The organism is Nonomuraea recticatena (genome assembly GCF_039533245.1).
GTDB lineage: Bacteria > Actinomycetota > Actinomycetes > Streptosporangiales > Streptosporangiaceae > Nonomuraea > Nonomuraea roseola.
Map to the genome: position 1 here is coordinate 38,319 of NZ_BAAATE010000015.1, position 13,564 is coordinate 51,882.

Below are 13,564 nucleotides of genomic sequence, written 5' to 3' on the forward strand. Positions count from 1 at the left end.
GCGCGGGTGTCGTGAAGGTCGGCGGGTCAGAGGAAGTACAGGCGGCTGAGGGGCACCGAGGAGACGGGCTCGGCGCCGATCGGCCGGTCGTCGAGCGTCACCTGGCCCGTGCGCGGGTCCACCCGCACCTGGCCGAGACGGTCGTTGCGCACGAGCGAGGCCGGGCCGATCCCGCGGGTGCCGCGCACGGGCACCTGGCGGCGCCTGGTCGGCAGGGCCTGCGAGACCCGGCTCACGAAGGCGACCGACAGCTCGGCGGGGGTGGCGCCGTGACCGCCGAACTGCGGGCCGTACACCAGGGGCTGGCAGGCGTCGGTGGAGGCGTTCGGGTCGCCGGTGACGCCCCAGGCGGGAAAGCCCGCCTTGAGCACCAGCCACGGCTTGGCGCCGAAGGAGGAGGGCTCCCACAGCACGATGTCGGCCAGCTTGCCGACCTCGATCGAGCCGACCTCGTGCGAGAGGCCGTGGGCGATCGCCGGGTTGATGGTCAGTTTGGCGATGTAGCGCAGCACGCGCTCGTTGTCGGGCCCCTCCGTGGCGAAGCGCGAGGCGAGCTGGAAGGTGCGCCTGAAGGTCTCGCCCGCCCTGCCCATGCCCTGCGCGTCGGAGGAGGTGATGCCGATGACGCCCAGGTCGTGCAGCACGTTCTCGGCGCCCATCGTGCCCGCCCTGATCCGGTCGCGGGCGATCACCTGGTCGCTGGGCAGGTCGGGCTTGAGCCCGTGCGCCGCGACGATCATGTCGTAGTGCTCGCCGAGCGCGTCGCGGCCGAAGGGCAGCGTCGGGTTGGTGGAGGAGCCGATGACGTTGGCGACGCCCGCCATGCGCAGCACGTTCGGGACGTGGCCTCCGCCGCAGCCCTCGATGTGGAAGGCGTGGATGGTCCTGCCCTCCAGGACGGCGAGCGTGTCCTCCACCGACAGGCACTCGTTGAGCCCGTCGGTGTGCAGGGCCACCTGGACGTCGTGCTCCTCGGCCACCCGCAGCGCGGTGTCGAGCGCCGTGGTGTGCGCGCCCATGTCCTCGTGCACCTTGAACCCGCACGCCCCGCCCTCGACCAGCGCCTCCACCAGCGGATCGGCCGACGACGACGAGCCGCGCGCCAGGAAGCCGATGTTGACCGGCCAGGCGTCGAAGGCGGCGAAGGCGTTGCGCAGCGCCCAGGGGGAGTTCACGCCCACGCCCCACACGGGCCCGAACTCCTGCCCGATGATCGTGGTGACCCCCGAGGCGAGCGACGCCTCCATGATGCGCGGCGACATCAGGTGGACGTGCGTGTCGATCGCGCCCGCCGTGGCGATCAGCCCCTCGCCGGAGACGATCGTGGTGCCGGTGCCGACCACCACGTCCACGCCGTCGAGGGTGTCGGGGTTGCCGGCGCGGCCGATCGCGTGGACGCGCCCCTCGCGCACCCCGACAGAGACCTTCCTGACGCCGAGCATCGCGTCGATCACCAGCACGTTGCTGATCACCAGGTCGCAGGTCTCGCGGATGGAGGCGGCCTTCAGATGCAGCCCGTCACGGGCGGTCTTGGCGAACCCGGCGAGGAACTCCTCGCCCGGCTGCTGCGAGTCGTGCTCCACCTGGACGACCAGGCCGGTGTCGCCGAGCCGTACCAGGTCGCCCTGGCGAGGTCCGTGCACCCCGATGTAGTCGTGCATCCTAAGCCCCTTCGTATCCGCAGGCGCGCGCTCTGCGCAGCGCCTCCTCCTTCGCGCCCGGCGCGTCCAGCGGCCCGTCCACCAGCCCGGCGAAGCCGATCACCGTACGGCCGCCGCCGATCGGCGCCAGCTCGACCTCCACCGTGGCCCCCGGGTCGAAGCGCACCGTGGCCCCCGCGGGGATGTTGAGCCGCATGCCGTAGGCCTCCTCGCGGGGGAAGCGCAGGCGCGGGTTGGCCTCGAAGAAGTGGAAGTGGGAGGTGACGGAGACCGGGACCTGCGCGGTGTTGAGCACCCGCACCCGCGCGGAGGCGGGCGGCTGGGTCCAGTCTCCCGCGGACACGACGGCGCCCGGCGCGGCCTCGCCCATGGAGCCGCCGCCGAACGGGTCGGTCACCACCGCGAGCCTGCTGCCGTCGTCGAACACCGCCTCGACCGTCACCTGGGTCACGATGTCGGCCACCCCCGGCAGCACGTCCTGCGGCCCGAGCACCTCGCGGCCCGCCGCGATGGCCTCGGCCAGCCTCGCCCCGTCTCTGGCCGCCTCGCACACCGCGTCGGCGATGAGCGCGGTGGCCTCGGGCACGTTCAGGCGCAGCCCGCGCGCCCGCCTGGCGCGGGCCAGCTCGGCGGCGGTGAAGAGCAGGAGTCTGTCCCGCTCGGTCGGTGTCAAGCGCATGGGTGACCTCCTCAACGGCACCAGTGGAACATCCGCAGGTGGGAACCGCTGACGCGGGTGACCGTATCGTCATACAGGTTCTCCGTACAAGCTGTCGAGAAAGGATCTACGGGCGTAGCGTGGCTGTATGCGCGAGGCACATGCTGAAGACGCGAGGACCGAGGCCAGACGAGTCATCAACAATCTGCTCGGCGAGCAGCGGCCGACGGCCGCCACGCTGATCGCCGACGCGCGCGCCACGCTGGGCGACGAGCGCGCATCCCAGTGCCTGGAGCTGGCTCTGGGCGCCTCACTGACCAGGAGATCGGCGGAGCTGTCGTCCATCGCCGCACTCGTGGTCGGGGTGCGGGAGCTGGGCGACAGCTGGTGGGAGAACGAGCGGGGAGGCAAGCTGCCCGCCCCCATGGAGGTGCTGCGCACCTCGACGGCGATCGATCCGTGGACCGACCTGACCCTGCTGGAGATGCTGGCGGCGTGGATCGCCGACGACGCGGCCGACGCGTTGTGGGGGCCCGCCGTTGCGGAGGTCGACCTCAACTCCTGGCAGGCGGAGGACCGCATCGAACTGCCCGACACCGCACGGCCCGGCCAGCGCCTGGTCGTCCACTTCGACGCGGGAGGAAGGCTCGACGCGCTGGTGACCAGGCGTCCCGACGACGATCTCGGCTCCAACCTCGACTTCTCCTCCCTGCGCTACTCCAAGCCCGCCGAGGCGCAGTGGAGCTGGGGAGTGGCGGCGGGGCTCGGCCCCCACCGGCTGCCGGGGGAGGACCCCGATCCCTATGCCAGGCCGGTGCCTGGCGACGCGGTGCGCATCCTGAGGGAGTGGGCGCTGCGACACGGCGCGACGCCGGAACAGCTGGGCGAGTCGTGGTCGGATGTCGGCGACGTGGTGGCCGCGATCGAACGGGTCGACTGGATGTGGCGCAGCGGGGAGTGGTTCGGCTGGTGGCGGGGCGCCTCGGCGCTCGTTGACGATTCGGGTTACCTGCCCCACCGCTTGGAAGAACTCGCGGCTGGTTGAGTGTTACAGCACGTCATGAAGGTAGAGATTTTCTCGGACGTGGTATGTCCTTGGTGCTATATCGGGCACAAGCGCTTCGCCAGGGCGGCCGCGCGTCACGCGGGCGAGGTGGAGGTCACCTACCGCCCGTTCGAGCTCAACCCCACGGCCACGGCCGAGGGCGAGCCGCTGCTGGAGGCGCTGCGGCGCAAGTTCGGCGGCGACGTCGCGCAGATGACCTCCAGGGTCGCGGCCGTGGGAGCCGAGGAGGGGCTGGAGCTCCACTTCGACAGGGCGGTCAGCGCGAACTCCTTCGAGGCCCACCGGTTGATCGAGCTGGCCTCCCGCCAGGGGCTGGGCGCCCCGATGACCGAGCGCCTGTTCGCCGCCCACTTCACCGACGGGCTCAACATCGCCGACGCCGAGGTGCTGGCCAAGCTGGCCGCCGAGGTCGGGGTGAGCGACACGGGCGAGGCGGGCGACGAGGTCCGCGAGCAGCTCGGCAGGGCTCGCGAGCTCGGCATAACCGGCGTGCCGTTCTTCCTGTTCGAGGGGGAGTTCGGCGTCTCGGGCGCGCAGCCGGAGGAGACCTTCCTCGCCGCGCTCGAGGAGGTCGCCGAGCGCACCGGCCGGCGTGCCGCGCCGCGGGCGCGCTGACCCTCAGGCGGAGGCGGTCAGGCTCTCCTGCGTTCTGGCCGCCCCGCTCCCTCCAGGCATCGCCCCGTCGGCCGGCGGCACCGCCGCGCCCTCGGCGGGCCCCGCCTGGTCCGCGGCAGGCATCGCCAGCTGGCCGCTGCGGTGATGACGGCGGCACAGCACCTGGTAGCGGACGGGCGAGGCGTCGGTGTCGCCGATCACGACCTGCTCGCCGCTGCGCGCCATCGCGCCCCCGACGACGCGGGCGTTCAGCAGCCCTGGCCGCCCGCACCAGCACAGCACCTCGACCTGCAGCCTGCACACCTCGTCCGCCAGCTCGAACAGGCGCTGCGCGGCGGGGAACATCCGCGACCTGAAGTCGGAGGCCAGGCCGAAGGCGTAGACGTCCACCCCGTGCCCGTCGACCAGGTCGGCCAGCTGCTCGATCTGCTCCATGGTGTAGAAGCACGCCTCGTCGCAGATGAGGTAGTCGATCCTGTCGTGACCCCGCACCAGCTCCACCAGGTCGAGGGAGTCGTCCACCTCGATGGCGTCGAGCCCGAGCCCTATCCTGCTGGTGACCTTCGGCCCTCCCGACCTGTCATGCTTGGTCAGCACCAGCCCGCGCCTGCCCTGCCGTCCGTGGTTGTAGTTCATCTGGAGCGCCAGCGTGGACTTACCGCAGTCCATGGGGCCGAAGTAGAACTTCAGCACGGCGTCGCGGGCGGCGGCTGGCACGGCAGAGAGCGCGGACATTTCGGTCACAGGCCGCTAGCTTACTGGGCATCACCTATGGTCCCATCGCTATCAGGAGGCAACTGTGGCCACGGACAACCCCGCGGCGCTCGACGCGTTGATGACCCCCGACGACCTGACCGCCGCCCAGGCCGACGCCGCACGCTGGCGCTACGGCTTCTTCGTGGTCCTGACCGGCATCATCGTGATCCTCGTCGCGTTCGGGGCCGCGGTGTTCGCCACCAAGGAGTTCGCGACCATGTTCGCGGGGGTGTGCGGCGTGATCGGCACCATCATCGGCGCCTATTTCGGCATCCAGGCCGGCCAGTCGGGCAAGGCACGCGTGGAGATGGAGCTGACCAAGGCCCACGAGCTGGCCGTACGGCTGGCCGCCTACGTCGGCACCGAGCACGCCCCGAAGGTGATCGACGACGTGCTCGGCAGCAGGAGACGCTGAAGAAACGCCGCTTGTTCGGCAGGTTTCGCTGATCCCCCCAGGCAGGTCCACGGGTGGAGACTGAAGCCATGCGTATCGGAGTGGACACCGGCGGCACGTTCACCGACGTGGTGGCGGTCGACGAGCGGACCGGCGAGATCTTCACCACCAAGACCCCCTCGACGCCCGCCAACCCGGCCGACGGGTTCATGGCGGGCCTCGGGAAGGTCGGCGCCGCGAAGGCGGGAGCGGAGGTCACCGGGCTGGTGCACGGCACCACGGTGGCCACCAACCAGCTGCTCGAGGACAGGATCGAGGACCTCGGGTTCGTGACCACCGAGGGGTTCGAGTTCATCCTGGAGATCGCCAGGCAGAGCGTGCCCGACGGCTACGGCAACTCCTACTTCTGGGTGAAGCCGCCCAGGATCGTGCCCGTGCACAGGGTGAAGACGGTCGGCGGGCGCCTCGACCACCTCGGCGCCGAGGTCAGGCCCTTCGACGAGGAGGAGGCGGCGCGGGTCGCGCGGTGGTTCAGGGAGCGCGGCATCACGGCGATCGGGGTGTGCTTCCTGCACTCCTACGCCAACCCCGAGCACGAGGAGCGCATGAGGCGGGTGCTCGAGAGGGAGCATCCCGAGGCCGTGGTCTCGCTCTCGAGCGACGTGCTGAGGGAGTACAGGGAGTACGAGCGCTCGGTCACGACGCTGGTCGACGCGGCGGTCAAGCCGACGATGCGGCGCTACATCGCCAACCTGTCCGAGCGGCTGCGCATGCCGTACTCGGTGATGAAGTCGAACGGCGGCATCCTCAGCGCCGCCGAGGTGGTGCACCAGCCGATCACCACGGTGCTGTCGGGACCGGCGGCAGGGGCGCTGGGAGCGGCGCTGATCGCCTCCACCGCGGGGCACCCCTCGGTCATCACGCTGGACGGCGGCGGCACCTCCACGGACGTGGCGGTGGTCGTGGACGGCGAGCCCTCCCTCACCACCGAGGGGTCGATCGGCCGCTACCCCTGCAAGATCCCGATGATCGACATCGTGACCGTGGGCGCGGGCGGCGGCTCGATCGCGTGGATCTCGCCCGAGGGCACGCTGAAGGTCGGTCCCAGGTCGGCGGGCGCCGATCCAGGGCCACTGTGTTACGGCAAGGGCGGCGGGGACGTCACGGTCACCGACGCGCACGTCTTCCTCGGCAGGATCCCTCCGCACCTGCTCGGCGGGGAGATCCCGCTGGACGGGCAGGCGGCAAGGGAGGGCGTCGAGGCGCTGGCGGCCAAGCTCGGCCTCACCCCTGAGCGCACCGCGACGGGGATCCTGGAGATCAGCGCGTTCAACCAGTGCAACGCGATCAGGCAGATCACCGTCAAACGCGGCCTGGACGTGCGCGACTTCCCGCTGGTGACCTTCGGAGGCTCGGGGCCGCTGCTGGCCTGCCGCCTCATCGACATCCTCGGGCTGCCCGCGGTGATCGTGCCGCCCGACCCCGGCAACGTGTCGGCGTTCGGCCTGCTCACCGTGGACGTCAAGAACGACTACGTCCGCACCCATGTCACGAAAAATCCGGACCTGGGGGTGCTGGCGGGGATCTTCGCCGAGCTGGAGGGGCAGGCGGTCGCCGCGCTCAAGCGCGAAGGCTTCACCTCGCCCGTCTGCCGGCGAAGCGCCGACCTGCGCTACTACGGCCAGGCCTACGAGGTGCGCGTCGCGGCGCCGCCAGGCCCGCTCGGCGAGGAGTGGCGCGCCGAGGTGCTCGCCCGCTTCCACGAGGCGCACGAGCGGCTCTACGGCTACGCCTACCGCGACGATCCCCGCCACGCCGTGGAGTGGGTCAACCTGAGGGTGTCGGGCATCGGCCCCATCACCCGGCCCGCCATCCCCGAGCGCCCCGGACGCGCCGAAGCCGCCCTCACCGCGCGGGGCGGGCGGCCCGTCTGCTTCGACGAGCGCGAGGGCTGGACCGAGCGCCCCGTCCACCAGCGCGCCGACCTGCGCAGGGGCGACGTGGTCAGCGGCCCTGCCGTGATCGAGGAGTACGGCTCCACCCTGCCGCTGCACCCCGGTTTCACCGCCGAGTGCGACGCGCACGGCAACCTCGTCATCCGCAGGCACGGCGCGGGCGAACCGGGCACGAGCACGACCGAGAAGGGACAGAGCCGGTGACCGCCGTCGACCCGATCCTCGTCGAGATCGTGGAAGGGACGCTCGCCTCCGTGGAGAAGGAGGTCGAGACCGCGATCGCCCGCACCGCCCGCTCCCCGATGATCCGCGACGCCCACGACTTCCGCGCGGGCATCCACGACATCAGGCTGCGCAAGCTGACAGGCCGCTCCTACTCCGCCCTGGTCCAGCCCGTCGTGCGCGACTTCCCGGCGGAGACGATGAACCCCGGCGACGTCTTCTTCCACAACGACGTCTACCTCTCCGAGGGCGGCATCGGCCACCTGCCCGACCTCTGCGTCACCGTGCCCGTCTTCCACCGGGGCGAGGTGGTGGCCTTCGTGCAGGCCTTCGGCCACCACGACGACATCGGCGGATCGGTGCCGGGCAGCATGCCCTCCCACGCCCGCTCGGTCTTCGAGGAGGGCCTGATGGTCCCGCCGATCAGGTTGTGGGAGCGCGGCGTGCCCAACGAGGCCGCCCTGCGCATCATGACGCGCAACTCCCGCATGCCCGACTCGCTCGCCGGTGACCTCGACGCCGAGTGCTCGGCCTGCCTGATGGGGGCGCGCCGCCTGGCCGAGCTGTTCGACCGCTACGGCAGGGCCGAGGTCGAGCGGTGCTTCGACGCCATCATCGACAAGACCACCGAGACCTTCCGCAGAGAGCTGCTGTCGAAGATCCCCGAGGGCACCTACGTCTGGGAGGACTACGCCGAGCACGACGGTGTGGACGAGCCGCGCCTGCACGCCCAGCGCATCACGCTCACGCGCGTGGACGACAGGCTCGTCATCGACTTCACCGGCACCTCGCCGCAGGCCAAGGGCCCCATCAACCACGCGGGGGACTACGCCGACGGGGTGTTCCTGAAGAAGTGGCTGGCCCCGATCCTGCGCAACCTGGCCGACACGCCCGAGCGGATGGCCGAGCTGGACGTCAACGAGGGCGTGGTCCCGCTCATCGAGATGCGCTTCCCCGAGAAGGGGACGCTGCTGACGCCGATCTTCCCCGCGCCCACCAACGCCAGGACCTTCGTCATCCTGCGGCTGCTCGGGGTGCTGGCGGGGGTGCTGGCCAAGGCGACGAACGGGCGGATGCCCGCCGACCAGGAGACCATCCGCTACACCGGCGTGTACGGCGAGGACGGCGGCGGCGTGCCGTACCTCATGAGAGAGGTCCTGGGCGGCGGCTCGGGCGGCCGGTGGTACGCAGACGGGGAGGACACGATCCACGTGGTGCCCGACTCCCGCAACATCCCCGTGGAGTTCGCCGAGGCGCGCTGGCCCTTCAGGGTGGAGCGGCTCGGGCTCGCGGTCGACTCGGGGGGTCCCGGGCTGTTCAGGGGCGGGCTCGGCTACGACAAGCACATCAGGATGCTCAGGGACGCCTCGTACATGTCGATCGCCGACCGGTCGATTCTGTCGTGCTGGGGCGTCAACGGGGGCAGGGCGGGGCGTCCCTTCACGGTGTCGGTGGCGGGGCAGGAGATGGAGGGGCTGGTCGACGACCATCCGGTGCGGGCGGGCGAGGTCATCCGCATCCGCACCACGGGAGGGGGCGGCTGGGGCTCGCCGTACGAGCGCGATCCGGAGAAGGTGGCCGCCGACGTGCGCGACGGGAAGGTCTCGGTCGAGGGCGCCAGGACCGACTACGGGGTGGTCTTCGAGGAGGGCGCAGGGCCGGAGGGGGGCAGGGTGGACGTGCCCGCCACGGCCGCCCTGCGCGCCAGGCTGGCCGAGGAGCCCGTCAGCTTCTTCGACAGGGGACCCGGCTATCCGAGGCTCGCCGACGGCAGGACCCACGCCGAGGTGGACGAGCGGTAGCCGTGCGGAGCCGGGAGACTGGCTCGCCTCGGCCGGGGGCGAGGGTGTCATGATGGCGCACATTCCGGATCTGGAGGACGCTGTGCGCATTGCCTTGGCCGGGTTGGCCACCAGTCACCCCTACACCGACGCCCGTACGCTGGCCCGCCACGCCGAGCTCGTCGTGTGGGAGCAGGACGCCGAGAGGCTGCGGCGCTTCACCGACGAGCATCCGGGGGCGAAGGTCGCGGCCGGCCTGGCCGAGCTGCTCGCCACCGAGCCCGACGGCGTCGTGCTCACCGTGCCGAACCCCCAGGCGCCCGACGCCCTGCGCGCGGTGCTGGAGACGGGCGCGCCGGTGTTCATGAACAAGCCCGCCGCCGCGACCAGGGCCCAGCTCGACGCCCTCGACCGGCTGGAGATCACCGATCGGGTGCTGTCCAGCTCCGTGCTGAGGTTCGCGCCCGCCTTCACCGCCGCGCGGATCGACCCCGCCGAGGTGCTGTCCGTGCGCGCCACCGTCAGGCACGACGTCGGGCTCTGGGCCACCGGCTACAACCCGTGGCAGGACACGCCGGGCGAGGGCGGCGGCACCATGGTCACGATGGGCATCCACGGGGTGGAGCTGCTCGTGGCGCTGCTCGGCCCCGCCGTACGGCTGGCGGGCGCGGCCGGCTCGGTCCGCCACTACGAGGGCCTGCGCTCGGAGGACACCGGCGTCATGGCGCTGCGGTGGGACAGCGGAGTCACGGGCACGGTCGAGATCATCGGCGTCTCGGACTCCGAGGCGTACACCGTCACCGTGCACACCCGGCAGGGCTCGCGCGACATCGTCATCGACAGCGGCGACGACGTCCTGAAGGGCCTGGGTTACGAGGGAACGGTCGAGGCCTTCCTCACCATGGTCGGCGGGGCGCCGAGCCCCGTGCCGTGGGCCGAGACCAGGGCGATTCTGGGCGTTCTGGTGGATGCCCGCGAGGCCGTTCCGGCTCGATAAAAACGGCGCCCCATTGACAGGAAAACACTCGCGAAGTTACGGTCTGGACCGTAAATGAGAGGAGTTCGGGGTGCGGACGGTAGCAGAGCTCGAGGAACGGCTGGCCAGACCCAGCGACGGTCTCGTCGACGACCTGGCCAGGCTCGACGGCGACATCATGATCCTTGGTGCGGGAGGGAAGCTCGGACCGAGCCTGGTCAGGCTCGCCCTCAACGCCACGAAGGGGAGCAGGCGGGTCGTGGCCGTCTCCAGGTTCTCCGAGCCGGGCCTGGCCGAGGACCTCGCGCGTGAGGGCGCCACGGTCGTCAGCGCCGACGTGGCCGACGAGCAGGCCCTGCGCGACCTGCCCGACGTGGAGAACGTGGTCTTCCTGGTCGGCGCCAAGTTCGGCACCCAGGGCGCCGAGCACGCCACCTGGTTCACCAACTCCTACCTGCCGGGACGGGTCGCCGACCGGTTCAGGGACAGCAGGATCGCGGCGCTGTCGACCGGCAACGTCTACCCGCTCGTCCCCGTGACCAGCGGCGGCGCGACCGAGGAGACCCCCGCCGACCCCATGGGCGAGTACGCGATGAGCTGCCTGGGCAGGGAGCGGGTGATGTCGCACTTCAGCGAGAAGTACGGCACCCGCCTGGCCCTCATCAGGCTCAACTACGCCGTCGAGATGCGCTACGGCGTGCTGGTCGACCTGGCGCAGAAGGTCCACGCGGGCGAGCCCATCGACGTCTCGACGGGCATGGCCAACGTGGTCTGGCAGGGATACGCCAACGAGGTCACGCTCCGCGCGCTGCTGCACGCGCAGGCTCCGCCGTTCACGCTCAACCTGACGGGCCCCGAGCTGATCTCGGTACGGCAGGCCGCGACCGACCTCGGCAGGGTCATGGGCAAGGAGCCCTCCTTCGTGGGCGAGGAGGCGAACACGGCCCTGCTGTCGAACGCCGCCAGGTGTCACAGGCTCTTCGGCTACCCGGAGCTGGCGCCCGCCGAGCTGATCGAGCTCACCGCGCGCTGGGTCGCAGACGGCGGCCCGCTGCTCGGCAAGCCGACCAAGTTCGAGCGCCGCGACGGCCGGTTCTGATCAGCATGCTCATCGATCGAGGGGGAAGTGACGTGCTCAGCACGGCTCCAGAGGCTCAGACGTCCGTCCGCGACCTGTTCAGGCGTGGCCTGGTCATCCCCGCGCACCCGCTGGCGCTCGACGCGGGACGCAAGCTGGACGAGCGCCGCCAGCGGGCGCTGACCCGCTATTACGTCGAGGCCGGCGCGGGCGGCCTGGCCGTGGGTGTCCACACCACGCAGTTCGCCATCCACGGCACCGAGCTGCTGCCGCCGGTGCTCGAGCTGGCGGCGGAGACCGCCCGCGAGGCGGGCCGCGAGATCGTCATGGTGGCGGGCGCGACCGGCCCGACCGAGCAGGCCGTGGCCGAGGCGGAGCTCGCCAGGTCGCTCGGCTACCACATGGTGCTGCTCAGCCCCCACAGGGAGCTGAACGAGGACCAGCTGATCGAGCGGGCGCGCGCGGTCGGCGAGGTGCTGCCGGTCATCGGCTTCTACCTGCAGCCCGCCGTCGGCGGTCGCACGCTGTCCAGGAGCTTCTGGACGAGGCTGGCCTCGATCGAGTCGGTCGTCGGCATCAAGGTGGCGCCGTTCGACCGCTACCGCACGCTCGACGTGCTGCACGGGGTGGTCAGGGCGGGGCGCGCCGACGAGGTGGCGCTCTACACCGGCAACGACGACCACATCCTGGCCGACCTGATCACCACCCACCGGGTGATCGTGGACGGCCGCGAGGTCGAGGTCGAGTTCGTCGGCGGCCTGCTCGGCCAGTGGGCGGTCTGGGTCAAGAAGGCGGTCGAGCTGCTGGAGGAGGCCAAGCTGGCCCGTGCGGGCGACGACGCGGCCGTGCGCAGGCTGCTCGGGCTCGACGGTCACCTCACCGACGCCAACGCCGCCATCTTCGACTCGGCCAACGGCTTCCACGGCTGCATCCCCGGCATCCACGAGATCCTGCGCCGCCAGGGGCTGCTGGCCGGGCGCTGGTGCCTGGACCCCGCCGAGGAGCTGTCTCCAGGACAGCTCGCCGAGATCGACCGCGTGTGGGCCGCCTACCCGTGGCTGCGCGACGACGAGTTCGTCGCCGAGGGCCTCGACCGGTGGCTGGCCTAGCGGACACGCCGGATCCGCGGAAGGCGTGCCGGCCACGGGGCGAGCCGGACCCCGGGACGGGGTGCCGGCCGGCCCAGGTGTGCGGGCTAGAGGGTCAGCCGGTAGAGGGTCAGCGGGCGGCCACTGGTCCCGCTGGTCAGGTTGCCGGTGCGCTCGGCGAGCCCGGCCAGCTCCAGGCGGTGCAGCATGCGGCGGGCCGTGCGCTGCTGCACCGCGAGCCGCTCGGCGATCTCCCTGGTGGTCAGCGGCTCGCCGCCGGCCGCCTCGCGGGCCTCCAGCAGCTTCTCCAGCGTGGGCACCGACAGGCCGACCCTGCGGGCGATCACCGACAGGTTCTGCTCGCCGGCTGGTGTCGCGCCGACCGACTCCAGCACGATGTCGGTGTCGGCGCGCAGCGACAGCACCGCGGCGACGTCGCCGATGCGCCTGGCCCTGGCCAGCGCCCTGCGCGCCAGGCTCTCGGCCTCCGCCGCGCTGCGGCCGAGCCCGAAGCCCACCCTGACCACCTGGCTCGTCACGGTCAGCCGCGACAGCATCGGCAGGCAGGAGAAGCCGCCCGTGGCGTCGGCCAGCGGGCCCCTGGTCGTGACCAGCAGATGCGTGCCGCCCCTGAAGGCGGCCAGCGTGCCACCGAGGGCCGCCGCCTCGCGCAGCAGGCCCTCCTCGCTGTCGACCTCGATCAGCCCGAGCGCGATCTGCGCGTCCTCCTGCGCCTGACCCTCGGCGGTGAGCAGCAGCTGGCGCAGCGCCACCCGCACCGAGTGCACCGAAGGCGCGAGGCGCAGCACGTGCATGTCGTCGCGCAGCGCCTCGTGCACCGAGCTGAGGCAGGTGATCACCGCGTGGTCGCCGCCGCGCCGGTGGAAGGAGACCGCCTTCTTGGAAGTCATCTCGGGCCGGTAGGGCAGCGTGCGCACCTGCTCGGTGGGCAGGCCCGCCTCCTCGAAGGTGGCGTGGACGTCGGCGGCCGAGATCGTGTCGATGGACAGGCGGGTGATGTCCTGGCCCTCGTGCTGCAGCCGTACCAGAGCGGTCAGCAGCGTCGCCCCGGAGTAGTCGACGAACGCCGCCGGGCGGGTGAGCGCCTCGGCGTCACTGGCCAGCATGTACGGCACGATGCCGGTGAACAGCCAGCCCTCCACGGTGGAGGAGTGCGCTTCGACGATCGCGGGAGCCTGCGACTCGTGGTCGTAGTCGAGCCGCAGCGCGGTGACGCCCGGCTGCTCCTCGCAGGTGGCCGCGACGTCGTCGACCAGATCGTGCGGGCCGACGACCCCGATGACGATTCCCACC

Annotated in this window: 12 protein-coding genes; 8 read left to right on the top strand and 4 right to left on the bottom strand. The window is 71.6% G+C overall.

Annotation, left to right across the window (positions count from 1 at the left end; genetic code table 11):
- Nucleotides 1-26: 26 nt before the first annotated feature.
- Nucleotides 27-1,661 carry an urease subunit alpha gene (locus ABFX50_RS26640; RefSeq protein WP_346150074.1) on the bottom strand — a complete coding sequence of 545 codons (1,635 nt, stop codon included), beginning with the start codon at nt 1,659-1,661 and terminating at the stop codon, nt 27-29.
- Nucleotide 1,662: 1 nt separating this feature from the next.
- Nucleotides 1,663-2,340 carry an urease subunit gamma gene (gene ureA / locus ABFX50_RS26645; protein ID WP_346150075.1) on the bottom strand — a complete coding sequence of 226 codons (678 nt, stop codon included), beginning with the start codon at nt 2,338-2,340 and terminating at the stop codon, nt 1,663-1,665.
- A gap of 127 nt (nt 2,341-2,467) precedes the next feature.
- On the opposite strand from ureA, the gene ABFX50_RS26650 reads away from it, so the two are divergent.
- Entirely contained in the window at nt 2,468-3,364 is an 897-nt protein-coding gene (locus tag ABFX50_RS26650; protein ID WP_183646050.1) for a hypothetical protein, read from the top strand.
- Between the two features lie 15 nt (nt 3,365-3,379).
- The gene (locus ABFX50_RS26655) at nt 3,380-4,000 is read left to right on the top strand and encodes a DsbA family oxidoreductase (protein WP_346150076.1); all 621 of its coding nucleotides are present in this window, start codon (nt 3,380-3,382) and stop codon (nt 3,998-4,000) included.
- Between the two features lie 3 nt (nt 4,001-4,003).
- Here the strand turns inward: ABFX50_RS26655 and ABFX50_RS26660 are convergent, their stop codons facing one another.
- The gene (locus tag ABFX50_RS26660) at nt 4,004-4,735 is read right to left on the bottom strand and encodes a thymidine kinase (protein WP_346150219.1); all 732 of its coding nucleotides are present in this window, start codon (nt 4,733-4,735) and stop codon (nt 4,004-4,006) included.
- Nucleotides 4,736-4,799: 64 nt separating this feature from the next.
- On the opposite strand from ABFX50_RS26660, the gene ABFX50_RS26665 reads away from it, so the two are divergent.
- The 6 genes from ABFX50_RS26665 to ABFX50_RS26690 all read left to right on the top strand — a co-directional run bounded on the left by ABFX50_RS26665 (nt 4,800) and on the right by ABFX50_RS26690 (nt 12,271).
- On the top strand, nt 4,800-5,171 hold the full coding sequence (locus tag ABFX50_RS26665; RefSeq protein ID WP_183646046.1) for a hypothetical protein: 372 nt from the start codon (nt 4,800-4,802) through the stop codon (nt 5,169-5,171).
- Nucleotides 5,172-5,239: 68 nt separating this feature from the next.
- Nucleotides 5,240-7,309, top strand: a complete 2,070-nt coding sequence (locus tag ABFX50_RS26670) for a hydantoinase/oxoprolinase family protein (RefSeq protein ID WP_346150077.1) — start codon at nt 5,240-5,242, stop codon at nt 7,307-7,309.
- A complete protein-coding gene (locus ABFX50_RS26675) occupies nt 7,306-9,129 on the top strand; it encodes a hydantoinase B/oxoprolinase family protein (protein WP_346150078.1) in 1,824 nt (607 codons plus the stop codon). The genes ABFX50_RS26670 and ABFX50_RS26675 overlap by 4 nt, the downstream gene beginning before the upstream one ends.
- Before the next feature lie 82 nt (nt 9,130-9,211).
- Entirely contained in the window at nt 9,212-10,105 is an 894-nt protein-coding gene (locus tag ABFX50_RS26680; protein ID WP_346150079.1) for a Gfo/Idh/MocA family protein, read from the top strand.
- Nucleotides 10,106-10,175: 70 nt separating this feature from the next.
- Nucleotides 10,176-11,183, top strand: coding sequence for an NAD-dependent epimerase/dehydratase family protein (locus ABFX50_RS26685; RefSeq protein ID WP_346150080.1), 1,008 nt, complete (start codon nt 10,176-10,178; stop codon nt 11,181-11,183).
- A 5-nt stretch (nt 11,184-11,188) separates the two neighbouring features.
- On the top strand, nt 11,189-12,271 hold the full coding sequence (locus tag ABFX50_RS26690; protein ID WP_346150081.1) for a dihydrodipicolinate synthase family protein: 1,083 nt from the start codon (nt 11,189-11,191) through the stop codon (nt 12,269-12,271).
- A gap of 86 nt (nt 12,272-12,357) precedes the next feature.
- On the opposite strand, the gene ABFX50_RS26695 is transcribed toward ABFX50_RS26690, so the two are convergent.
- A complete protein-coding gene (locus ABFX50_RS26695; RefSeq protein ID WP_346150082.1) occupies nt 12,358-13,563 on the bottom strand; it encodes a helix-turn-helix domain-containing protein in 1,206 nt (401 codons plus the stop codon).
- Nucleotide 13,564: the final 1 nt, after the last annotated feature.